Source organism: Paeniglutamicibacter psychrophenolicus, assembly GCF_017876575.1.
Classification (GTDB): Bacteria; Actinomycetota; Actinomycetes; order Actinomycetales; family Micrococcaceae; genus Paeniglutamicibacter; species Paeniglutamicibacter psychrophenolicus.
In genome coordinates, this window is sequence record NZ_JAGIOE010000002.1 from 34,521 (window position 1) to 57,844 (window position 23,324).

The 23,324-nt window shown below is 60.4% G+C and carries 25 protein-coding genes; 12 read left to right on the forward strand and 13 right to left on the reverse strand.

The features are described 5' to 3' along the window. Positions 1–212 precede the first annotated feature (212 nt). The 10 genes from JOF46_RS21840 to JOF46_RS22455 all read right to left on the reverse strand — a co-directional run bounded on the left by JOF46_RS21840 (position 213) and on the right by JOF46_RS22455 (position 7,216). A complete protein-coding gene (locus tag JOF46_RS21840; RefSeq protein WP_209912203.1) occupies positions 213–602 on the reverse strand; it encodes a DUF6573 family protein in 390 nt (129 codons plus the stop codon). 67 nt (positions 603–669) lie between these two features. Then, complete coding sequence (locus JOF46_RS21845; RefSeq protein ID WP_209912206.1) at positions 670–1,077, reverse strand: hypothetical protein; 408 nt, start codon at positions 1,075–1,077, stop codon at positions 670–672. Positions 1,078–1,138: 61 nt separating this feature from the next. Then, positions 1,139–1,378, reverse strand: coding sequence for a glutaredoxin-like protein NrdH (nrdH, locus tag JOF46_RS21850; protein ID WP_209912208.1), 240 nt, complete (start codon positions 1,376–1,378; stop codon positions 1,139–1,141). 5 nt (positions 1,379–1,383) lie between these two features. After that, a complete protein-coding gene (locus tag JOF46_RS21855; protein ID WP_209912209.1) occupies positions 1,384–1,653 on the reverse strand; it encodes a hypothetical protein in 270 nt (89 codons plus the stop codon). Positions 1,654–2,450: 797 nt separating this feature from the next. Then, positions 2,451–3,296 (reverse strand): DNA/RNA non-specific endonuclease, encoded by an 846-nt coding sequence (locus tag JOF46_RS21860; protein ID WP_245348769.1) that lies wholly within the window; start codon positions 3,294–3,296, stop codon positions 2,451–2,453. A 397-nt stretch (positions 3,297–3,693) separates the two neighbouring features. Next, positions 3,694–4,071, reverse strand: coding sequence for a hypothetical protein (locus JOF46_RS21865; protein ID WP_209912213.1), 378 nt, complete (start codon positions 4,069–4,071; stop codon positions 3,694–3,696). An 874-nt stretch (positions 4,072–4,945) separates the two neighbouring features. Continuing rightward, a complete protein-coding gene (locus JOF46_RS21870; protein WP_209912278.1) occupies positions 4,946–5,173 on the reverse strand; it encodes a hypothetical protein in 228 nt (75 codons plus the stop codon). 83 nt (positions 5,174–5,256) lie between these two features. Beyond that, positions 5,257–5,985: a hypothetical protein gene (locus JOF46_RS21875; protein WP_209912214.1), complete on the reverse strand. Its 729-nt coding sequence runs from the start codon at positions 5,983–5,985 to the stop codon at positions 5,257–5,259. After that, positions 5,985–6,716 carry a hypothetical protein gene (locus JOF46_RS21880; protein WP_209912216.1) on the reverse strand — a complete coding sequence of 244 codons (732 nt, stop codon included), beginning with the start codon at positions 6,714–6,716 and terminating at the stop codon, positions 5,985–5,987. Before JOF46_RS21880 ends, JOF46_RS21875 begins: the two co-directional genes overlap by 1 nt. 152 nt (positions 6,717–6,868) lie before the next feature. Then, positions 6,869–7,216 (reverse strand): ArsR/SmtB family transcription factor, encoded by a 348-nt coding sequence (locus JOF46_RS22455; RefSeq protein ID WP_209912218.1) that lies wholly within the window; start codon positions 7,214–7,216, stop codon positions 6,869–6,871. Between the two features lie 77 nt (positions 7,217–7,293). Between JOF46_RS22455 and JOF46_RS21890 the strand changes: the two genes are divergently transcribed. From JOF46_RS21890 to JOF46_RS22800, 11 genes are read left to right on the forward strand one after another with little or no spacing between them, the layout of a single operon-like run. Continuing rightward, positions 7,294–8,433, forward strand: a complete 1,140-nt coding sequence (locus JOF46_RS21890; protein ID WP_209912220.1) for a M23 family metallopeptidase — start codon at positions 7,294–7,296, stop codon at positions 8,431–8,433. Beyond that, positions 8,430–8,927 (forward strand): hypothetical protein, encoded by a 498-nt coding sequence (locus JOF46_RS21895; RefSeq protein ID WP_245348770.1) that lies wholly within the window; start codon positions 8,430–8,432, stop codon positions 8,925–8,927. Before JOF46_RS21890 ends, JOF46_RS21895 begins: the two co-directional genes overlap by 4 nt. 32 nt (positions 8,928–8,959) lie before the next feature. After that, complete coding sequence (locus tag JOF46_RS21900) at positions 8,960–10,369, forward strand: P-loop NTPase family protein (RefSeq protein ID WP_209912221.1); 1,410 nt, start codon at positions 8,960–8,962, stop codon at positions 10,367–10,369. Between the two features lie 17 nt (positions 10,370–10,386). Then, a complete protein-coding gene (locus tag JOF46_RS21905; protein WP_209912223.1) occupies positions 10,387–10,977 on the forward strand; it encodes a hypothetical protein in 591 nt (196 codons plus the stop codon). Then, a complete protein-coding gene (locus tag JOF46_RS21910) occupies positions 10,974–11,258 on the forward strand; it encodes a TrbC/VirB2 family protein (protein WP_113764684.1) in 285 nt (94 codons plus the stop codon). Before JOF46_RS21905 ends, JOF46_RS21910 begins: the two co-directional genes overlap by 4 nt. 18 nt (positions 11,259–11,276) lie before the next feature. Beyond that, a complete protein-coding gene (locus JOF46_RS21915) occupies positions 11,277–11,999 on the forward strand; it encodes a DUF8175 domain-containg protein (protein ID WP_209912225.1) in 723 nt (240 codons plus the stop codon). Continuing rightward, on the forward strand, positions 11,981–13,564 hold the full coding sequence (locus JOF46_RS21920) for a hypothetical protein (RefSeq protein ID WP_209912227.1): 1,584 nt from the start codon (positions 11,981–11,983) through the stop codon (positions 13,562–13,564). Before JOF46_RS21915 ends, JOF46_RS21920 begins: the two co-directional genes overlap by 19 nt. After that, entirely contained in the window at positions 13,561–15,069 is a 1,509-nt protein-coding gene (locus JOF46_RS21925) for an SCO6880 family protein (RefSeq protein WP_209912229.1), read from the forward strand. Before JOF46_RS21920 ends, JOF46_RS21925 begins: the two co-directional genes overlap by 4 nt. Then, positions 15,066–16,559: an ATP-binding protein gene (locus tag JOF46_RS21930; RefSeq protein WP_209912231.1), complete on the forward strand. Its 1,494-nt coding sequence runs from the start codon at positions 15,066–15,068 to the stop codon at positions 16,557–16,559. Before JOF46_RS21925 ends, JOF46_RS21930 begins: the two co-directional genes overlap by 4 nt. Further along, entirely contained in the window at positions 16,560–18,362 is a 1,803-nt protein-coding gene (locus JOF46_RS21935; RefSeq protein WP_209912232.1) for a type IV secretory system conjugative DNA transfer family protein, read from the forward strand. Then, positions 18,355–19,083: a DUF4913 domain-containing protein gene (locus tag JOF46_RS22800; RefSeq protein WP_342592577.1), complete on the forward strand. Its 729-nt coding sequence runs from the start codon at positions 18,355–18,357 to the stop codon at positions 19,081–19,083. Before JOF46_RS21935 ends, JOF46_RS22800 begins: the two co-directional genes overlap by 8 nt. Before the next feature lie 65 nt (positions 19,084–19,148). Here the strand turns inward: JOF46_RS22800 and JOF46_RS21945 are convergent, their stop codons facing one another. Genes JOF46_RS21945 through JOF46_RS21955 form a run of 3 tightly spaced genes read right to left on the reverse strand, consistent with a single transcriptional unit; the run spans position 19,149 to position 22,690 of the window. After that, positions 19,149–20,609, reverse strand: coding sequence for a hypothetical protein (locus JOF46_RS21945; RefSeq protein WP_209912234.1), 1,461 nt, complete (start codon positions 20,607–20,609; stop codon positions 19,149–19,151). Positions 20,610–20,651: 42 nt separating this feature from the next. After that, positions 20,652–22,298, reverse strand: a complete 1,647-nt coding sequence (locus tag JOF46_RS21950) for a relaxase/mobilization nuclease domain-containing protein (RefSeq protein WP_209912236.1) — start codon at positions 22,296–22,298, stop codon at positions 20,652–20,654. Then, positions 22,295–22,690, reverse strand: a complete 396-nt coding sequence (locus tag JOF46_RS21955) for a MobC family plasmid mobilization relaxosome protein (protein WP_245348771.1) — start codon at positions 22,688–22,690, stop codon at positions 22,295–22,297. Before JOF46_RS21955 ends, JOF46_RS21950 begins: the two co-directional genes overlap by 4 nt. 192 nt (positions 22,691–22,882) lie before the next feature. On the opposite strand from JOF46_RS21955, the gene JOF46_RS21960 reads away from it, so the two are divergent. Beyond that, positions 22,883–23,167 (forward strand): hypothetical protein, encoded by a 285-nt coding sequence (locus JOF46_RS21960; protein ID WP_209912240.1) that lies wholly within the window; start codon positions 22,883–22,885, stop codon positions 23,165–23,167. Positions 23,168–23,324 lie beyond the last annotated feature (157 nt).

A 23,324-nucleotide genomic window follows, 5' to 3' on the forward strand; every position in this document is an offset into this window, starting at 1 on the left:
AGTCTCACCGCAATTTCCCCTGCCCGCACCTCGCGCTGAATGCGCGACTCCCAGCTCACGGTCGTTCACAATGACACTTGCGAGCATTAGGTTCAGGTGTCGTTCTCTCGGCGCTTTGGGCTGCCAGCCCGGTTTCCTACTCGACTAATGTAGCTCACTCTTCACGCCCTGTGTCCCTAATGGGGCCAATAGTACTAATGGGGATAAAGATTTTAGTCCTCGTCGGTGCACATGATCGTGATGACCGGTTCCGCTTGGTCTCCCCGGCCAATGACCAGGTGGAGCGTGAACAGTTCATCATCACACCAGGCACTCGGACACTCGGTGTTTGGTATGCGGTAGATGTCGAATGGCACCCGGCGAAAGACGCCGGCGCGGCCAGCGGCGACCCCGGCCAAATAGAGCACGTCCCACAGTCGACCCGCCTCATCCTGCAGTTCGGGATTCGCGTCATTCCATGCGACGGCATACGCCCAGGCACTGCGCGTAAGGGCGACACTGACAGGGAGCCTGGCGCCTCTGGCCGTTTCCGTTACATCGATAAGCAGGCCATCTTCAAGTGCCTCTGCTCGGGTGTAGGCGTGAATTGCACTGTCAGGCATTCCTGGCTCCTTTCAGCGAGGCCATTATCACTAATAGTACTATTAGGGATAATGGCGGGATGTTGTTCTATTGGGCGGAATTGTCGGCGTCGCACCTCCGGAACCACTGCCTATGATTCGCGTCGAGGCGGGCCCCGAAGGTACGGATACCTTCTGCCAGGTCGATTCTCTTGTCCGTGGCGGCCTTGTTGATCTGGTCGAGTGCCAGGCCGATGGGGAGCCAGGTGAAGCCGTAAGAAAAATGGACGTCAACACTGCCGTCCTCGTTGGCAATTGAACCGACGCCCTCCCCGTTCACCACGGCACCATTGCCTCGGTCTACGGCAATGAGCATTTGGGGGAGTGGGCCATGTGAAAGCTGCCCGGCATCTGCGTCCGGGTGCAGCGCGGTGAACACTTCGCGAGCAGCTGTCAGCAGGATTTCCTTATCAAGCTTGATTCCGATGGCTCCGGTGGGGCGTGCTGTGCGGTGCATGTCATCTCCTTCGTTTCGTCATTAGTACTATTGTATCTAATAGTACTATTTGATACAAGGTCTAGACCCTTTTTGCCAACTCGGAAATCATGTCAGGGCGGAATCCTGACCAGTGGTTCTGATCATCCACGACCACGACGGGGGCCTGGCCATAACCCAGTTCATCAGTGACATATTCGAGTGCCGCGGGAACCTGGGTGAGGTCAACGACTCGATAGGGGATCTTGGCACTGTCCAGTGCCCGATAGGTGGCTGTGCATTGGACGCAACTGGGCTTGCTGTAAACGGTGATCTCTCCCATGGGTCTCAGTACTCCTCAAGTTCTTGGAGGCGGCGCCAGAATCGGGACTCGCAATTCTCGAGAATCAGGCTGGACGTTCGAACCGTGTAGTCGCCGTCCTCTGGGCTATCGCCCGGAAGGATCGTCTCAGCCTCAAAGAACCGATGTTCTGGTGGATTTACTGGAGCATCCAGGGAAGCCGCCATATAGGCAATGGCTCGCATCTCGAAATCTGTGTGAAATTCCGGAGGTACAAACTGATCCAAAATAGCCTTCAACTGCTCTTCGGAAACCATAGCTACTTCCTCCTGCTGGTAAGGGGATTCGCGACACCTGAACCATACCGGCCATCCTGCCCATCCCTATTAGTACCAATATATCTAATAGTACTATTAGTGTCAAGAGGTTTGCCGCAAGATTCCGTAGTTTCTTGGGGCCTTTTTACTGCCGCGTTCGGGAAATGAGACTGATGCCCGGGAACCTGGCCTGCCACGACGCGGATCACGGTTATGCCATCTTGAAAACTACCCACGCGATTATGCTGAACCATCGCGCCCGAACCTCGGACCCGGCGCACACTCGTTGTCAATGCTGAAAAAACCCAACACCCAAAACAGGTGGGCCGGGTCGGGTGCCTTAGACCATGGGGAACTAGGGGTGGCTTACTCAGACCCGCGTCTCAATGGCTACAACTCCTGTGAGGAACTCATACATGCAGCCCGGCGTCGTGCATATTCAAAAGGATGCCAATCGCCTAGCATCAACGCATGACGATCAAGCCGAATGCCCAGAGCAATCAGTATTCAATGCTGGACTGCCCACACTGCGACAAAGCGGGGCCCCATTTCTTTATACACGAGCGGCGCAAAACCGGAATCGTGTTCCAGTGTGAGCAGTGTTTAGCCATGTTTACAGACCCATCGATGGCCTGACGATTGACGGGCTGGATATCGGACGGACACCAGCCCGGCGGGGGGATACGGCGGTGAGGACCATCGGTACAGTGGTTGGCGCTGTGCGCGTGAATATGGTTCTCACTGCCGGCTTCAATTGAACAAACGTACTGCCGCAATGCAGCTCCGCTGGAGACCATTTACCATTCAATGTCTGCCAAGGCTGCCAGTGGCTTCCTTTCGGCGATGTCCCGCACTGCTATCAGTTCGGCGGCTTGTTTGACGGGCTCGGGGAAGTGAAGCAGTGTGCGTTCCTCGAGCTCGTCCATGGTGATTTGGTAGACCCGGAACTCGTCCAGGGCCAGGAGTGCCCGCAGATGGTCAAGGTCCTGGGTCAGCAGAAACGCGCGCGCTTTCAAGACGCCTTGTTCGTGGAAGACGAGTAGTTTCCAGTATTCGGAGGGTAAGGCGACGCCGCGGTATTTGCGGTCGTCGGGGTGGAAGACGGGACCGCCGAAGACGCTGGCTCGCAGGTTCTGGACGTCGACGTCTTCGTAGAGGGCGTTTTCGAGGCGGCCCCAGATCCCGTTTTGTTTGCTTTGGTTGAAGTCGTCCATTTGTGGGGTGATGTTGGTGTAGTGGAAGGAGTCTTGGTTGGCTTGTTGTGCTTCTGGGAGGGTTCCCCAGGTGAGGTCGGCGCGGCGGGCGATGTGGCCGCGGTCCAGTCGGTTGTCGCTGTACAGTTCGTTGCCGATCTGGGAGTCGGCCGCAAGTCGTGGGTCTTTGGTGAAGTTGAGGTTGGTGCGGCTGAGTAGTTTGATGCTGGTCCCGTCGATGTTCCAGGCGACCCAGCGGGCAAAGCGCCAGGTTTTGCTCAGTGACAAGGAGAAATGCGTGTAGGGAATGATCTCGGTTTCTTCCCACAAGACTGCGTCGTCTTGGATGCTCGCATCCAAGATTGGGACATCGGTGCGGGTGCCAAGAAAATCGGGGTCATACCCGGAAGGAGAGGCTTTTCCGGAGGAGTCGCGTGTATCGGTGGTCATCCTGGTCGCCGCTTTCATCGATAGCAATGGTTGTACCGTTTGTCATGCTGATGCACTCACCGTAGGCCCTGCCACTGGATTCTCGTAGTATCGCTGTTCCACTTTTCTGCCGACTTCGAAAAGGTACTTGGGTCCGGGAACCTGGCCGGCCACCACGGAGATCACGGTAATGCCATCGTGAAAACTTCCTCTGGGTTTAAGCCGAGCCATCATGCGCGAACCTCGGGCCCCGTGGACTGGTTGTCAATGCTGAAAAAATCCAAGATCTCATGCAGGTGGGCCGGGTCGGGGAGTCTTGGACCATGGGGAACTGAGCCGAAAGACGCCAGAAAATTACAGGCCACAGGGACATTGAGAAAACTAAGCGTCGGATATTTGACGAATTCACAAGCCACACCTATTTCTGTCGAAGTGCCCGGATTTGGGCCAGGGCCACGATTTTGGCGGGGGAGTCTTGGCCAACGCGGGTGGCGCGTTCTGCTCGTTCCTGGAGCAGTCGTGCGGTGTTTCGGGCGGCTTGGGCGCGGCGTTCGAGTGCCTGGGCGTCGGAGCGTTGGTCGCGGGAGCGTAGGGGTTCTCCGGTGTGGGTGCGCCACGCCGCTAGGCGTGTGCGCATCCAGCCTCGTAGGCGTGGTGCGTAGTCGCTTGAGGGGATTCCGGAGTAGGCCCAGGGAGATCCGTTGGGTTGGAAGTCCAGGGCGTGGTGTAGGTCTGCGACGGTCCAGCCTGCTATGAGGAAATCGCGAACTGAGGATGCGACGTCTTTGGTGCTCATGGGTCGTAAGAGGAAGATTCGGCGACGTAGTTCCGAAGCTGCGGCAAGACGCTGCTTTTTCGATGCTGTCGTTTTGTGGGTGGGCCAGTTTAGTTCTGGACGATAGGGGGTTTGGTGGGCAGATGCGGCGGAGCCGCCTAATGTGTTTTCAGCCGGCGTAGCCGGTCCTTCAAGGTTTGTTTCTCGCGCGCGTGTATGGGTTTCTTTTAAGTTCTTAAGGTGAGAACCGCCTACGGCGGGAGGGGTGCCAAATTCATCCACATTACCGGAGCCGGCTGTTTCGACTATGGCAAGGGGGGAGGGTGTGCAGAGTACGTAGACGGCTGCTTCGTTGGTGCGTTCTCCGTCTGGGCCTTTGGCGGCGTATTGGGCGCTGCGGCCGCTGGCTACGATGCCGAGTAGCCCCCAGTCTTGGAAGGACTTGAGGGCTCGGGCGATGGTTCTGCGGCTGACGCCTGCGATTTGGGCGAGGTAGTCCCATCCGGGGCGGGTGGTCATGGTTTCGTAGTCTGCGCGTTGGATGAGGGTGCGCATGACGTTGTGGAGTGTTCGTTGTGCGGAGGCGTAGCGGCGGGCGTATTCGGGGTGTTCGAGGAGGGCGCGCATGACGTGGTTGCCGTGTGCGGCTCGTACGGCGCCTGGGGGGACGGATCGTAGGACTACGTCGCGGTGGGTTTCTTTGTGTCGAGAGACACGGCGTGTGCGACGTGTGAGAGGTGTTGGTTCTTGGGCAAGACTGTGTAAAATAGCAGACACAAGGCTCCTGTAAAAGGGTGTGTTTGTGAGAGCTATTCACCCGAGACCCGCCAAGATCATGTGGGTAAATAGCTAGATAACTTGAGTGAAGGCCCGTCTAGTACGGGCCTTCTTCAATTTAAGAAGCGCGGATTATCGGCAGCTCCTCTTGGGTCTTAAGTAGGTTGAGATCAACTGTGGACAAATGAGCGGTGATTATCTCCGCAACATAGTCGCTGACTGTCTGTCCGCTGGCCTCGGCCACAATTTCTAGTTGACTAGCCGTATCGACAGGCATGCGAGAGCCGACGAGCTTGCGATCGCCTTTACTCTTCCTGCCGCCTCGACGGGCATTCGTAATAGCCATGGCTCCATTCAATCGGTAACAGATACCGATTGAATGCAAGCCCGCCGCGTGTCGCAATATATTTTTCCTTGTCTCTGTCCAAGTCAGTGGATTCTTAGGGCGGACTGTCTGATTCGAGAAGTATCGTACTTTCGCAGTGCCATCCAGGCCGAGACAAGGCCAGCGATAACCAAGAGGGCCGCGATTCCGCTGAGGATCTGGCCAAAGTCATACAGTCCGTCGATGGCCAGGCCGGCAACCATGAGCACGGCCCGAACGATTGCCAAACCGAACCCGGCAGCGAGGAGGGCCGAGGCTACTTGCCTGAGCCTCTGCGGGGGAGTGCGTGCGTCCCTGAGCAGCGGGCCGATGAGCAAGGCCCCCAGGTAGCCGACGTAGGCCACGATCACGGTGTTGTAGGCCAACACCAACGGGTCATCGATATAGGCACCCAGGCCCGGTGAGGGCTCCGGACTGTCCGTGAAGGCGAACAGAATCAAGGCGAGCACGAAGGTCAGAACCAGGATGGTCTTGCCGGAAATCCCTGCCGTGAGTCGCAGGACGCGAGGGTTTCGCAGGGCCCTCGCGATTTCACAGACGAGGATGTTGATGGCCAGAAGCAGAGCGAGTTTTGCGAACAGGTCAGTGAAATTCGTGCGCAGGAACAAGCCGTCCACGAATTCATAGACCGCTGGGAGCATCAGGCCGAAGGCTACGGCGGCACAAAGACCGCTGAGGAAGATCGATTGGTTGATACTGCGAGCCAGCCCTCCAATTCTTGTCAGGCTAAGCGTCGCGCTTACGAGGACAACTACAAAAAACAGTATTTCCATTAACCTAGGGTCTCCAAATAATTGACTGCGGCGCTTTCGTCATCGACTTTCTTCTTGGTCTCGCGTCGCAAGAACTCCAAGCGGGAAGAAACCAGGTCGATGAGTTCAACATCCCCCAACTCGGAAAGGGCATTCTCTCGTCCGTACATCGGCCAGCCGGCCTCTTGCTCCGTCACCAGTCCCGAAACCAGCAGGCCGCTGGCACTGGAGACACCGGCAAAACGGGAGGCGATGATGGCCAGTTCGGGATCCAGCCGATTTTCTGCGAGCTGTGCCGATAGGTTGCTGGGCGCGATACCGCCGTGTTCGGAAACATGTTGACGGATGCCTCCTGGATCTATCGCATCCAGCCAGTTCCTCACCGATCCGGCGAAAGGGATCGCTTCCATGGGGACAACACCCAGTGCCTGGGCGAAGTCCGCGCGGATTCGCGACATCAGGTGCACGAGAGCATCAACATATGAGACCTGGCTTAGCAGCTCTGCGTCCGTGACAGGCTTCCGTTCCTGTCCCAGGGCGGCATAGGGCTCAAAGGACCCCAGCACATCCAGGGGATTCAGGCGTGCAGCTCGGGAGGCGGCGATCACCGTAGGCACGGCAATACGCCCCCTGATTCGCTGGTTGTGCAGGGTGGTCCGTTTCATGCCAAGCAATTTGCTTAGCTGGGAGGCTCCATCGGGCAGGCCTGCGGTGGCAAGCCAATCGCTGAAGGAGCGGGCTGAGATAGACACGGGCGGTCCTTAATCGAGTGTGGTGTTCCTTCCCATTGTCGCTCATCGGGCACAACCAAGTGTGTCACAATAAAATAAATAATGACAAAATGTTAGGGTTGGGTCATACGGTGGGAGCGTAGGTCGTTCCCTTGTCGATGGTTGACCGGAGGCTATTCGCCATGCAAGTACTTGAGCAACAGCTTCGCAGCGACCGAGAGTTGCGTCCGATTGATTCGATAAAGGACGCGAACGCCTTGCCGCTCCTCCGTGGCGTCGGATTCAACCACGCCATGGCTTTCGAGCATCACAAGGTGCCTGGCGACCGTGCGGTAGTTGGCCGACAGCGCCCTGCCCACATCCCCGGAGGTAACCCCTTCTTCGCACATCGACAGGTGACGAAGAATCTCCGCACGCAACGGCGTCATGCCAAAAAGTTCGATCACCTCAGATGCCTCTTGTGAAGGCTCGGGTTTGGCTTGAACGTATTTGGGCATTCCCCAATTCTGCCAAAAATTCACGACACTCCCTCCACTGTACTATTAAATGATACAGTGACCATAGTTCTCAAGACCCACGCAGACCTCGGAGAAACCTCATGGAAAACTCGAAAGTTGCCGGAACAGCAGCCGCTGTTCTTGCTCTTTTCATGGTCCCCGTAGTGGTTGTGATGCTCCTGCTCATGGGCGGCAATACTGCCGCTTCTGCCGACAACGGAAGCTGCGGGGAAGATGCCGAGGCGCCCGTCGCCGAACAGGCAGAAAGCAAGTCGATTGCAGGATTCTCCGGGGCCCAGCTCAAGAATGCAGCGCAGATCATGACTGCCGCCTCCGACCTCAAATTGTCCCTGGCAGCCCAAATCCTGGGCGTACAGACCGCCATCGGGGAATCCACCCTCAAGGTCATCGACTTCGGTGACGGAGCCGGCCCGGACTCACGCGGACTCTTCCAACAGCGCGATAACGGCGCATGGGGATCATACGAAGACCGCATGAACCCACACACCAGCGCGACCAACTTTTTCAAGGCACTGCAGAAGGTCGAGGGCTGGCAGGACCTAGAGCCAAGCCAAGCGATTCACCGGGTCCAACGCAATGCGGACCCCAACCACTACACCCCGTTCCGTTCCCCGGCCGTTCAAATCGTCAAAGCCCTCTCGGTCGGCACGCTGGGCGAGGACCTGGATGAAAAGTTTGAAGACATCACCCCCAACGGCGACTGCCCCGATACCTCACCTGACGCAAAACAAATAGGCGATCTGGGATCAGGGGAATGGTCCAGTCCACTGCCTGGCTTCACAGCGATGACCAGCCCGTTTGGTCCACGTAAATGCCCTGCAGGGGCATCGTGCAATTCCAGCGTTTTGGACCACAAGGGCATTGATCTTTCCAAGAAGGGCGGGGCCTCCGTGCTGGCTCCCACGGACATGAAAATCACCGTGGCAGAGCAGGGCCAGGGTTGGAAATCCGCCTACGGAACCTACATCATCGCCAAGCAGGTTGAAAAGCCCGGTCTGGTCTTCGAGTTCCACCACCTGGTCCACGGCAGCTTGAAAGTGAAAGCCGGGGACACCGTGGCCGCTGGAACTCCCTTGGGGATCGAGGGAACCACGGGCAACTCCACGGGTGTTCACCTGCATTTCCAGATTGCCCCACCAGGAACCCCGGCCAATGCACCGACCTACCGAACCGTTGTTGATCCAGCACCAATCCTGAAGTCCAAGGGAGTCTTCTCATGAACACCACCCAGGCCCCCCAAGGGCTGAATCTCTGGCAGATGGCCGGACTGGGCGTGTGCGCCCTGTCGTTGTCAGGGTGCGGCCTTTTCACCGGGCCAGCCAACGATGCGACACCACCAACGCCAACCCTTTCCTCTCCCGCTCCCAGCACTGTGGCCTCTGTGGAGGCACCGAAGGATGTGGCCATCAAGGTCATGGACCTTTTCGCCCGGCCCAATACCCCGGAGCGACGGTGGTTCATTGACTTGCTGCCGTACCTGACCGAGGAATACGCCGAGGAAGCCCAATACATTGATCCGGCACGCGTGCCCATGACCAAGGTCAACGCGAATCCCACCACCAGCCAAGACGAGCACATGCCCCAAATGGTCATCGTGCGATTCAGCACGAATGACGGTCCCTGGCAAGTTGTCTTGGTCCAAGACCATGACGGGCAACCTTGGCTGGTTCAGGCCATTGAACCTGACAAGCCAGCTCCCACCTTCACCCCCTAACGATCCGCCCCGACGACCAAAGAGGTATTCACATGGCCATTGACCAGTCCCTGATCCAGAGCACCCCGGTCATCAGCGCGATCATCAACGCCGATAACACCGGAGTCCTGTCCGTTGATGGAACCGAAGAGCAATTCACCGCCGAGGACTCCTCGAGGTTGCGCGCGCTACTGATGTCCAGGGTCTTCGAGATTGCCCTGGATCATAGGCGCCCGGTACGGGTGAGCACGATGGATGAAAGCGGCTTGACCGGTCTGCGGGTATCGCCCGACCGCCAGGTTGAAGCCGAAGACACCGCAGAAGCCCAAACCCAGAAAATCCAAGCCACGGAGCCAGTTGAGACTGGGCACAAGGCAGTGCAGAAAGACTCCTCAACCAAGACCAACGCACCTGCCGACGCGGCATCCAAGGCAGTTTCCGAAGCTCCGGTGCCCATGAAAGAGACGCCAGTGAAGGAAACCACGGTGGAACCGACAGTGGAGCTGGTGGAGGAGTCTCAGCAGCTCGCTCCCGTCACCCGGCGAACTCTGCGGGATGCCGAATCGTTTCTCTCACCCCACGGGGCGGCGCGACCCGCGACCCAAGGAATCCGCGGATGGCTCTCCAACCTGGGCATCAACGTTCCTGCCTCGGAGAAGGAACTGGCCGAACGAGCCGACATTGAACAGGTCTCCAAGCACTGGGCCGGCACCCGCACCATCATGGTGGCCAACCGCAAGGGCGGGGCGAACAAGACGCCCACGGTGAAGAACCTGGCCGCGATCTTTGCCCTCCACGGCGGGGGAGGGGTGCTGGCCTATGACGGGAATCCCGAGGTCGGCACCCTGGGCTGGCGCACCGAAAAAGGGGATCACCACTCCACGGTGTTGGACGTGCTGGAAAACAGCGAACGGCTGCTCTCTGCCTCAGCCGTCTCCGGGGACATGGCCGGGTACGTTCACCACCAGAGCGCAGACCGATTCGATGTGCTGCGCTCCGATGACAGCTTGGTCGGCACGCACGTCATGACCGGGAAAGCTGTGGATACCATTCACGCGGTCGCGGCAAAGTACTACCGCCTCCTGGTCATGGATTCGGGCAACGTGGACCGGGGTTCGGATTGGGCACGGATGATCGCCCACACCAACCAACTCGTGGTTCCCACCACCACCATGGAGGACCGCGCCGAAGCGGCCCTGCTGACCCTCAAGGCACTGCATGAACGCGATGAGCACGCCGCACGCCTGGCCGAGAACGCGGTGGTCATCATCTCCCAGTGGCAACCAGGAGAAAAGGCTGTCGCCGACCGGATTGCCGAGGGATTCCGGCCTTTCGTCCGCGAGGTTCTTACGGTTCCTTTTGATCCGGCGTTGAAGTCCGGCCGCATCGTCCACAGCGCTTTGTCCCCGGCTTCGCGCCGGGCATGGCTGCGTGCGACTGCAGCGGTGGCACAAGGGCTGTGAGCGCCGTGGAACAGCACATGGAAACCAGCCAGGATGCCAATCCGTGGCTGGAGGCTGCGCGCTCCGTCCCAGCCCCGCCGGTTCCCGAGGTCAACCGATCGGCTCCCGACTCCCCGGTGCAGGGTAGCCCTCTGCAGGATGCTCCCGCCGTTGAAGTGGCGTCCGAACAGACTCGTGCTGTCCTGGTCGCTGCCCATGGTGGGGCCGGGACCACCACGTGGTCCCACATCCTGGGTGCAGTGGATGGCGGCAACGTGGAGAGCTGGGTTTCCGAACGCGAACCAGGTGATATCCCTGCAGTGCTGGCCTTGCGGGCCAGCGTCGAGGGGATCAACACCACCAAAAGCCTCCTGGCCCAATACGGGGTCGATGCCTTTGCAGCTGCCCTGGTTATCCCTGCTGCACCGGGGAAGCTTCCCCGCAGGATCGCTTCTGAATTAAGGATCCTGGGCGGGGCCATAAGCGTCATCCACGCCCCCTGGGTTCCGGCCCTGCTCTTGAAACGTGCGGCTCATGCTGCATCTTCTGATCTTTCCCCCAAGGAACTGACCAAACTCACCACGATGCTCGCCAACCAGGGCATTCAAACCCAAGGAGAAACAACATGAACACGCTCAACCTGCTCGCTGGCCGCACCATCAACATCTTGGCTGAACCTAAGCCCCTTCCCGCCGAAGTCACCGATGCCATCGATACCGTCAAGCTCTGGGTCCAGGGCATCGGCGGCGGCGTGGCCGTCATCGGATTGCTGATCCTGGCGATCAGCTTGTTCTTTGCCAATCGGCACGGACAGGGCCAGGAGTTCATGGGCAAGGTCGGCTGGTGGATCGCCGGGGCCGTGTTGTTCGGTCTCGCTGGCGTGATTGCCCCGATCTTCCTCGGATTCTAGAAAGGTACGGTCCCCGACATGTCGGATATGAAGAACGAGCGGGTGGCGAACCCGCAATGGAAAAAAGCTACGTTGTGGGCTTCAGCTGTCGTGTTGGTTCTCATCCTCGGCATGGCCTTACTTGTCATCTTTACCCCCAAGAAAGATGAAACCAGCCCCGCTGCCGGCCCCTCGGCACCGGCCAGCACCGTGCCCAGCAACCCCGCCACACAGGACGGGTGCAACGTACCGGCAGGCGATACTTCCGCGACTCCGAAGATGCCCGATGATCTGCGCTGGGAAGCGAAGAACGGGTGGACGTGGCCGGTCTCGGACACCTACGGACCCACAGCGCGCAAAGGCGACTTTGGCGTCTGCTTTGCCCGTTCACCCTTGGGAGCGGCATTGATGGCGGTCACGCTGAACACAGCCATTAGTACCTCCGACTTCAAGCAGGCGGTCGAACTTTACGTGCCTGACTCACCGGGCAAGGACTACGTGTTGGCCGAACCAGCGTCGGAGCGCGGGGAGCCGATTTCGTACTCCGGTTTCATCGTGGATTCCTTCACCCCGGATAACGCCCAGGTGACCATGGTCTTTTCCACTCCCGATACCCCGACCGGGTTTACCGGCCTTCCCCTGTCCTTCCGCTGGATTGACGGGGATTGGAAGCAAGTGGTCTTGGATGACGGGTCCATGTTCCGTGGCCAGCCCATCGCCCCGCAGCGCGGGAGCTTCGTGGAATGGAAAGCCACACCATGAGTGGATGCAGCTTTGGGAAAGGCTATGCGGGGTGCAAGCTCGGTGAAGCTGCGGCAGATGCCTTCACCAAAATGGCAGAGATGATGGTCGGCAGCTGGGATTCGATGATGAAGGAATTCCTGACGTCCTGGCTGAACGTCGGCCTGTTGGTTGACCTGGAAGCAGGTTCCATTCAGTGGCTCACCGCCCAGCTGCAAGTCATCAGTATTTTTCTCACCATCCTGGGCATCATGTTCGCCGCCATCTGGACGATGATCCATTACCGGGGCGATAAGGCCATCAAACTGGCCCAAACCATGGCCAAGGTCGTGGTGGTCACCACGCTGGGCGCCGCTGCGGTGCAGGTCATCATTGCCGGTGGCGATGCGTTCTCCACATGGATTCTGGACAGTGCCGGGATCACCACCGATGCCCGGCAAATCCCTCTCACCATTGCCGCTGCCAATCCGGGCATAGCGATTCTGGGTGGGATTTTCGGCATCATCGCCACCATCATCCAGTGGGGCATCATGCTGGTGCGTTCCGCGTTGCTGCCGTTGCTGATCGGCGTGTGGCCGGTTGCTGCCGCTGCCTCCATGATCGGCGGGGCAGACCAAGCATTTTCCAAGATCACCAACTGGATCATTGCCTTTGCCCTCTACAAGCCCGTGGCCGCAATCATCTATGCCTACGCCTGGAAAACGAAGTCCGGGGATGAGGGCCTGGGCGGGGTGATCAATGGGCTGGTCCTCATTGCCTTGGCCGTGGTCGCGTTGCCAGCGATGATGCGCCTGATTGCTCCAGGCACTTCTGCCCTTGGTGGTGCCAGCGGCGGTGGCATGGCCCTGGCCGGTGGTGCCGCGCTTGTCGGTGCCGGTGTCGCCGCTGGTGCTGCAGTGCTTTCCGGTGGCGGCACTGCCGCTGCCGGTGCTGCCGGTGGGGCAGCCAAGATGGCTGGTGGTGCCGGTGCTGCCGGTTCCGTTGGCACTGCAGGTGGTTCCTCGGTAACCGCCGGCGGCGCAGGCGCTGCGGGAGCAGGCGGAGGCGCCGACCCCACCGGTGGAGGCAGTGGCGGGGGTGGGACTGGTGGTTCGGGTTCAGGCCCTGGTGGCGGAGCTGGTGCCGCTGGTGGTTCCGCCGACACAGCGTCCGGGGCGCTCGGCGGGGATGCTGACGGTGGAGATCCTGCCTCCGGTGGAACTGCAGGAGACACCATGGGAGCCGAAGGTGCCGGACAAGGTTCTGCCTCAGGCACTGGTGCAGCATCCGGGGCTGGCGGCGGGCAGGCCGCTGGCGGACCGACTGCTCCTGCCGGTGCCCAACCCGGTTCCGCAGATGGTCCGGCTGGGGCCGATACCTCGGCCACCGGGACCAGTGAACCAACAAGCTCCCAGGGCGGGACTGCTGGTTCTGCTGCCGGAACCAGTGCACCTACGGGCTCTTCTGAAGCTTCTGCCCCGGTTGCTGGATCTAGCAATGCTTCGCCCAAGACCAGGCCGGCAACAAATGCCGCAGCCCAGTCGATGACTCAAGCCGTCGCCGATGGGGCCAAGGACGCTGATGGAAAGGACGTGATCGGCGAATGAGCAACAACGTCGCACAAGACAAATTCGGGAACTGGCTCAAGCCCACCGCCCCTGGACTCTTTGGGTTGAGCCTCGGTGCACTGGCCGTATCGGGCACCGGAGTGGTCCTGGTTCTCCTGGCCTTGGTCCAGGAAGCATGGATGCTGGCGCTGGCGGTCTTGCTGATCACGTTCGTGGTGGTGTTCTTTGGCCTGGTGCGCTTTGGCGGCACCACGATCCTGAGCAAGCTCACCGACCGGATCTCTCTGGCACACCGGAACCAACGCGGTGAATCGTTCTACGTCACCGGTCCGCTCTCGGCGTTGCCTCGGGAAGCTGCCCAGCGGTTACCCGGCGCCCTTCTCAATGTGGACACACTGTCCGGTGTTGATGGGTTGAACCGGGAGTATTCGTTGCTGCACCACAAGTCCGTGGGAAAGATCGCGGCCGTTTTCGGTTGCACCCCGGACGGGGCAGCCATGCAGGAACAATCGGTGGTCAACAACCAGGTCTCCCACTTTGGCTCCTGGATTTCCTCACTCAGTGTGGATGCCGGCCTCTCCGGGGCCACCATCGTGGTGGACTCGGCCTCCGAGTCCTCCGCCGGCACCTGCCAAGCCGTGCGGGAGGACGTTGCGCCCAATGCCCCGGCCTTCGCCAAGCAGGTCTTGGATGAAGCGGTGGGCACCTTGCCGGCCAGGTCCTCGGTGCTGAACGTGTATTCCACCCTGGTGTGGGACGCCAAGGCGCTCGGTGCCACCGATAAAGACATTTCCCCGGCGGTGGCCGAGGTCGCGTCCCGGCTTCCCGTCCAATCCCAAATGCTCACCCGCGCCGGGGCCGGGGCACCCAGGCCCTTGGTGGAGAGCGAGTTGGCCGAGATCGCGCACCTGGCCTACCAACCGGCACGGGACCAGGAATTGGCCCTCGATGCCCTGACGGGTTTGCGTGCCAATCGTTCCTGGGACCAAGCCGGCCCGGAGTTCTTCGATGATTCCCGGGGCCGGGTCGTCTTCCATGACGGGGTGGCCTCGATGACGCTGATGATGACTGTTCCTCCCGAATCCCAGATCACCGCCCGGTCCTTTGACCAGCTCTTTGGCCCGAATGCGAAGTTCCTGCGCAAGCGGGTGGCGATCATGTATCGCCCGGTGGACCCGGGTACCGCAGCCAAGACCGTGAACCGGTTGGTGCGCAACGCTGATTGGAAGATCAGTACCCGCAAGGGCAGAGCCACCTCGTTCGATACCAAGAACAAGGCCGTGGCTGAAAAGACCGAATTGGAATTGGCACAAGGTGCCCGCCTGTCGATGTTCTCCCTGATGGTCACCGTGACCTTTGAGGCCAACCAGGATGCCTATCGGGATGCGCTGAACCAGATCAAGTCCCTGATGGGTCAGCTGTTGATGCCATACCGGTTTGTGGAGCACGCAGGATCGGCCGCGTTCCACACCACGCTGCCTTTCGGGGTCTTGCCGTGGACGTACAACACCACTCCGTTGTGGCTTGAAGGAGTCCTGTCATGAAACCCGCAATGCACATGCGCACCTCCCGTGGTTTGGCCGGGTTTGGCGGTGGTCGGTGGGGGAAGGTGCCCCAGCCGCCGCAGTGGTATTCGACCTCGGCGCAGTTGCCGGGGGTCTACCCCTTTGCGGCGGGCACCTCGAGGCCCAACATTGGAGCACCGCTTGGCAGGGACATGCATGTGGGCACGGCCGTGTGTGGGGACCCGCAGACCTGGTACCGCTCGGGCCTGATTTCCTCCGCCTCCATGATGCTCTTCGGACTCAACGGCAACGGCAAATCCTCCCTGGGTGGACGGTTCATGTACTCGATGGCCGCGCGCGGCATTGCCCCGGCTGTCTTTGACCCGATCAAGAATGAGCACGGGGACGCTGTGGCGGCGATGGGCGGCAACGTGATTCGTGTCGGCCCGGACAGCACCGACAAGATCAACCTCCTCGACCTTGGTGCCCTCGGGGATGCTGCCAAGAAAATCGGCGGACGGCTGGGAGACGAGATGCACCGGCAAGCCGTCGGCAAGGCCGTCGATGCCGTCTCCCTGGTCGTGCAGATCAGCCGCGGCACGCCATTATCCGACAGCGAGGATGCGGCGCTGGCAGAGCTGATCCGCTCAGTTCTCGCCCGCAACGACCACCCCTGGATGGGGGACTTGCTGACCGCGTTCATGGATCCACCACCGGAAGTGCTTTCGGCCACCGTGTGCAAGGACGCCGACCAGTTCACCGACGAATACCGCCAGCTGCACCTCTCATTGCGTGCGGTGATGTCCGGGCAAATGGGTTCCCTGGTCGGGGGTCGCGAAAGCGTTCGCCTGGAAGTGGGCAACCCCGGCGGGTTCTGCTTCGATACCTCCTCCATCCCGGAGTCGAACACCAAGCTGCTCTCGGCGGCGATGTTGGCGACCTGGAGCATCGGTTTCTCCTCCATCGATGCCCACTACGAGCTTTCCCGCCATGACCCCTCCATCCACTGGGGCGGGTACTTCGCGATGCAGGACGAGTTTTGGTATCCGATGCGTGCCTGCGAGGGGATCATTGACCGGGTGGACCGCATTGGCCGCACCAACCGCGGCAAGGGTGTCTCGGAGCTGAAGATCACCCACTCACCCAAGGATTTTTTGTCCCTGCCCAATGCCAAGGACCGGGCCACGGCCAAGGGCTTCACCGAACGTTCCGGGGTTTTGGGCATCATGGCCCTGAGCCGCGAGGACCTCAACGATCTGAGCGAGGTCCAGCCGCTCAACGAACGCGAAATAGACACCGTGGCCGGCTTCAATGCGCCACCGTCGTGGAAACAGGAACGATCCGCAGACGGCCGGCCGGCGCCGCCTCCGGGGGCGGGAAAATTCATGTTGAAGATCCCCGGGCGCATTGGCATCGCCGTGCAGATGACTCTCACCGAGACCGAACGGGTCAAGCACATCACCGATGAACGAAGCATCAGCCACAACCACCTGGGAAACAGCAAACTGAGGAAAGGTCGTGTGGGCTAAATGAGTGCACCAAATCGCAAGGGCACCAGCGGCATGAACGGGCAAACCGTCCTGCCGTTCGTCTTGGTGGGCATCGTCGTCGCCGTCCTCGGTGGAGGCTGGTTGTCCCTCCAACTCGGTGCCCAGCTGGCCGGGAACCCGGCACCACCGACTGGACTATCCGTCCTGCTCGAAGGCTTGCTGCGCGGCACCATCCAGTGGCCGGCCCAGGCCACCCTGGTCGCCATTGCCTTGGCCCTAATCCTGGTTGCCCTGGCCGTGACAATTAGCCTGCTGGCTGGACGGCGCGGCCTGGGAGGCAAGAAACCCCGGGTGGACAAAGCCGCCGCGCACATGGGCAAGGGCAAGGACATTGCCGCCTACACCCACCAGGGGGCCACCAAGACAGCCAAGCGCCTCGGGGTCGAAGGAACGCCCGGGGTGTTCGTGGGAAATCTCGTGTCCACCAACCAGCCGTTCTACCAGTCCTGGGAAGACCTCTCCCTGGATATCTGGGGCCCACGCGTCGGCAAGTCTGCCTCGCGGGTGATCCCGGCGATCCTCGATGCCCCAGGGGCCGTGGTTTCCACCTCGAACAAGCGCGATGTCGTTGACGCCACCAGGGGTCCCCGTTCGGCCCAGGGACCCGTCTGGATCTTTGATCCGCAACAGATCGCCCAGGAAGAACCCACCTGGTGGTGGAATCCACTGTCCTACGTGCGTGATGAGGACAAGGCAGCAAAACTCACCCACCACTTCGCGGTGGCCTCCCGCACTCCCGGGGCGAAGTCCGATTCCTACTTCGACCCGAAGGCCGAAGACCTCATCGCCTCCCTGTTCCTCGCCGCTGCGCTGGGCGAACATCCGATCACCGATGCATACTTGTGGATCACCAGCCAGGATTGCGGGCTGGCCGTGGACCTGTTGAAGGATCATGACTACGCGTTGCAGGCCGCTGGCCTGGCCTCGACCATGAACCTGGCCGACAAGCAGAAGGACGGCATCTTCGGCACCGCCGAAAAAATGGTCCAATGCCTCAAAAACAAAAACACCCTGCGCTGGGTCGCACCGGCCAGGGGCGGAACGGTCCTGAATGACCGGCGCCCACAGTTCGACCCCACAGTCTTTGCCGCCTCCACACAAACCCTCTATGTCCTGTCCATGGAGGGCGTAGGAACAGCCGCACCGCTGACCACCGCGTTGACGGTCGCAGTGGCCGAAGCCCTCGAGGAGCGCGGGGCACGCATGGGAGGCCGGCTGGAAGTCCCCGCCGTGTTTGCCCTGGATGAGTTGGCGAACGTGGTCCGCTGGGCGGCACTGCCTGACCTGTTCAGCCACTACGGTTCCCGCGGAATCATCGTCATGGCGATTCTGCAGTCCTGGTCCCAGGGCGTGGAGCTGTGGGGCGAGCCGGGCATGCGGAAAATCTGGTCTGCAGCCAACGTGGTGGTCTACGGGGGAGGGGTGAAGGAAGATGCCTTCCTGCGCACCCTCTCGGACTTGATTGGCGATTATTCCTACAGCAGTGTCTCACAGTCCAACGGGCGCGGTGGTGCCAGCAGCTCGCACCAAGAGGGCAAAGAACGAATCTTGGACGTTTCCGACCTGACGGAAATGGAACGCGGCCGCGCTGTGGTCTTTGCCTCCGGTGCCCGCGCCACCCTGGTCAAGACCCGGCCCTGGTGGAAGACGCCACACGAGGACGCAGTGAACGAGTCCATCTCCAGGTACGCGTCCAAGAGCGAACCGGCGATGGCGTCTGCACCGGCGTCCGCACCGGAGAACCCATGGATCACCGCAGCAAGGGAGTCTGGAAATGGATGAACTGGACATGTTGGCCGAGATGAGCCCCATCGAGGCGGGAGAGCGATCTGCTGGGGAAACAGCACCAGCAGCATCCCTGATCAACGCCCAGCAGCGGTTGGACGCCGCACACCAGGCACTGGCCAGGGCCGAGGGTGTGGTGCGTGAGGCAGCGGAAAAGAACGAAGAAACCCTTTCCGGGTGGTTGCGTGCCGCCGCCGCCGAAACACTGGCGCAGGCAGAACGCACCCGGGATCGGGCAGCGGCCGACGTGGAAAAAATCGCGGGGGAAGTCGAAGCGGCCAAGACCAACGCGGCCCAAGAAGACAATGGCAACAAAGAAGCCCGGCCAGATCCTGGTGAAGCACCTGCAGCTCAGGAGGAATCCCCGCTGGTCTACCAGTCAGCCGAGGAGTTCCTGCACGAGCATCTGCTTCCGCTGTATAACCGGATCATCGATTCACGGAACGGGAAATGGTGCAGGCAGTGGTTTCTTCACCCCGAAGCGGTCAGCCGGGTGGAAGCATTGTGGCGGGCCTGGGAGTACTTCCGTCTTGATCCGGCCACAGGGATGAGCGTGTGGTGGCGTGACCACGCCGATCCACATATGGCGGTTTTGCTGAGCCAGAAAGGGCCATTCCATCCCTGCAACAACGGCCGTCACCACACGCCCGAACCGTTTGAGTGCGATTACGCACCCGAAGGATGGTTCCCAAAGGCCGGGGATATTCCACCCGAGTAGCGGAATACGAAATGGGGGGTGCACATCGGTTTTCCGATGTGCACCCTCCATTGACCGTGCGTTTGCTATCGCGTAGGGCCATCCTGGCCTTTGTCCCTGCCCTTGCCAGCGATAGCCGTGGCTTTGCGCGCCGTGGGTGTCTTCTCGGGAGCTTTTACTGCCTTGAAGGGGTGGATGGCCTGACCCCTGGCCGCGGCCACTCGACCCTTCACCTCTGCTTGCGTTGCTTTGCCTTCCAACGACGATTTAAAGCCCTCATATTGTTCGTTGGAGCCGTAGACCGGAACCGTCGGTTCCTTGTCTTTCTCGGAGAGTACTGGCGTCTTCAGGTTGGGATCATTGAGCACGTTGTCCTGGATTTCTCGGCCTAGGGGTGCGATCCACGCAAACAATTCCTTCTCCGCATTTTCATACCGAGCCTCAAGCCCGGTATTCCCCTGATCCACGAAACCTCCCTCGGCCAAGGTCTTTGCCTCGTGCCAGTCACGCGCGGTGGCTACGAATTCAGCGTCTGCGAACAATGAATCTTCGGCACCCGAGTAGTTCTGTCCAATCTCCTTGCGCAGATCATCAATGCTTGGTCCGTTGATCCCGTCCTGGTCAATCAGGTGCATACGTTCAGCCACGGCCAGGTCCGCATCCGGTGCAGAATCGGTTCCAGCGGCATTCTTTGATGCATGGAGTGCGGCCACCATATCTTCGCTGGCAAGATACTCAGAGGGCACCTTGTGCCGTTCCAACTCGTCCTTCAGCTCTGCGGCGTAGCGCTTGATGTGCTCTGTCTGTGCGGCTTCGACAAGGGCCATGGTATCGGCATGTTCCTTGGCTACTTTCAGGGCAGTGGCCCTATGCTGCTCATTTGCGATGAGCAGGTCAGGAAATTTCTCAGAGATAGCCCGATCTACGTCATCGTCTTTTCCAAGCAACCCTTGGATGATCCCTGTCTGGGCCCAGCCTCGGGCCTGCTCTTCTTTTGCTGTGCCCTCGACGAATTCTAAAGCGGCTTCCTTTGTTACTTCACGGGGCTTACTTGGTCTGCTTGTGAAGTCGGGGGTATAGAACTTCTGCGAGTCCAGGTTGGGCGGTATCGGCTGAATCTGCAAAGTTCCGTCGTTAAGCTGTTGCACAGCAATGGTGTTTCGCATGTATGCGGCATCATTCTGCACGATTACGGTATCGATCCCATACCGTTCCTGTACTTCATTGCTGATCTTCTCGGCTGCCGCCAGCGCCACAGGATCGTGGTCCTTCCACGCCTCGGCCAGAAGATGTGCCTGGGTGATCTGTTCCGGCCGGGCTGTTTCCCACCAATCATCCCGGGTAGCGGGAATGATGACGGATTGCATCACCGCACGGTCGGCGGCGAAGGCGCGCTGTGCTTCCACTGCGGCCTGCTCGCTGCGCTGCTCGACGTTGCGCATGTACTGCTGCCGGGCACGAACCACTTGATCTGCCAGCTGTGAGCCGGCGACTAGGGACTGGCGCAGCATTCCTTCAACAACGTCTTCAACGTGCTCTTCGCTCATGGGACTCACTTGCTCCTTTTAGGTGGGGTCGGGCGCTGGCTCTTAACGTCCGTGTTCTTGCTGGGGTCCTGGCTTGGTTGGTTGGTAGATGCGTGTTGGTTCGGTCTTGGACGGCACGACGCTGCCTGTCCGTGGCGCGGGTAGCTGCGTGGAGGCTGGAGCGGGGAAATTCAACCGTGCCAACCTGGAGGACGCATGCTCCGGTTCACTGGCCTTGGAGATAGCCTGCACAGGACGTGGCATCTGCTGTCCGAACGAATGCAGGTCGTTCGCCAGTACCGTGCGCAGGTTGCGGGCATGCCGGTAACGCTGCGACTGGTTGTGCATTTCAAAGATCGCTTTGGAGGTCCGCATGAGTTGGATCAATAGCGCAGTATGCGCGGCGGTCTTGCTCTTGGACCCGGCAGCAAGAAGCAGCATGGTGGAACCAGCCAGCGACGGCATGGGGACCGGCTTCTCGTGCCGGCGATAGTCACGCAATTGCGCGGTCTTGGCCAGCTCCGCGGCGGTGGATGCCAACGGCCCGGGCGTGGATTCAAGCTTCTCCGACCAAGCGGCAAACACTCCGGAAGTCTCGCGTGCCGCCCGCGCCCACGACGCGTGGTCATTCAGCGGCAGGGACCGCAAACGGTCGGCAATTTCTTGGGCCTGCGCGGTGTACTGATCCCACAGTTGCGCATCCGTCAGCTGTGGCTTGGTGTACCGTGCCTGTGGCTTGGCTTGTCTGCGGTTTCGGGCTGCTGCATTCCATTCGGCGACGGCGTCCATGGACCCTTGGGCAGTGTCGGGCCACTTGGTCCGCAGCTGCCCCAGGCCAAGGTCGCGGGCGATCTTGCCGCCACCAAACCACACAGGACGCTCACCCTTGGCCGGGCGCTCGGCCACCGAATAACCGACCACCACATCGGTGGTGTTCTTCGCATAGCGCGGGCGCATGAGCAGGCCCAGGTCCCGGCCCTGGCGGACGAACTCTGCCTCGGTTGAAGCTGCGGTTGAAGCGGCACGAACCTTGCGTTCCAACGAGGTCCGGTGCATCTCCCGGCCCTGGCGGATCGCGGTCTGCTTTTCGGCAGGGTCATAGCCCCTTGAGGCATGGACGGTGGAGAGCTCTTCCAGCCCGTACTTCTTCTCCAACGCACGGCACGTGTCCTGTGCCCGCGAGCGGTCATTGTGCACCGACGCCTTGGTGCCGTCCTCGCGCACCAGCGACAGCGCAATGTGGATGTGCTGGTTCCCGCCGGCACTGGCTCCATGGTCTACGGCAGCCCAGCGACACTGCGCCTTGCCGCTGGCCTCCGAGAAACCCATCGCGTCAACAAAATCATTGGCGATGTCCCCCCATTCCTGGTCAGTGATGTTCCGCTCTCCCACGGCAACACTCAGTGAGCAATGCCAGACATCCGCCTTGACCAACTGCGGCTTCCCATCCAGGCCTAAAGGAGCGTCCTTGCGGTCATCACGCCGCATGACCTCCACACCGAACTTGCGATGCGGTTCGTCCAGGTACGCAGCGATCCTGGAGGCATCATCCTGGTCAAGGATTCCATCATCGAACCACGCCATCACCGCCGCATCCCCCGCCACCAGATGCGGGTCATGGTGCACGTTCGACGTCTTCGCCGGATCAACCGAGACAAGGTATGACAGCAGTCCCTGCATCCGTCCGCCACGGGTAACGTTCGGCATCATGTCGGAATCCCGTCAACGACTTCCCGAATGCGGACAGCAAGTTTCTTCACGTACGCCAGGGTGGCCGCCGCCTCGGCCGGGAACTCATCACCGGAGTTGGCGTGACGCGCCAACTGGTTCACGTTGTTCGATACTCGCGCCAGCAGCGTGTGGACGGCGAACAATTCTGCGATGGCTTGCTTACGTTCCGTGGGGGTCTCCGATGCTTCGGAACTCAGCGCGGACTCAACCAGCAAACGCGGGATCGTCACGCCCTGCTTCTCGGCCAACTGCAACAACTGGGCCTCCTCTTCCGGAGACACCTTCACCTTGTGAAAGTGCTGCCGCCCTCCCTCGACGTTGGCACGCCGACGACGAGAAAACATCCGACCTGTCGGAGTCTGCTCACTCATCATTACGTCCTGTCCTTGGCCCAGCGCAGCGACCCCGAAACCTCGGGGACCACACCACAAGTGTGCCGGACACAGAGCGCAGCGTCTAGTCCGACAAGCCATTTAGGGGACCTAAATGTATAGCTTGCTGCGTTTCAGTTCAGTATCGGTCCTATCTGGCCGTTGGGCACGGGATCGGGTTAAGCTGGTGTCATGGACACCATCGAACGCACCCAGCAGCAGGCACGCGAACTGCTGAACTCACGCATCGACTCGGTCACCGACCTGGTCAAGGCACGCCAGCACGTGGCCGACCTGGAAGCCAAGCTCGTCGAAGCGAAAAAGGAAAACAAGAAGGCCTACGTGCGCGCCATCAAGGACGGGTGGAGTGCAGAGGAACTCAAGAAGCTCGGTCTCGACCAGGCCACCACCACGCGTCGCCGGCAGGCAACAAAAAAGCCGACTGAATCCCAGTCGGCTCCCGCGGCGGACGCATAACGTCCGCTGCGGGCAAGTGCGCGGTTGGTTCCCTGGAGGTGGTGTTTCCCCGCGACCACATGGGCACGGCAAAAGATATTTCCTTCGGTCTTTTCCCGCACACATGTGGATGCCGGGACCCAGCTGACCACCTGCACACAACGCCCGGCTCACCGCA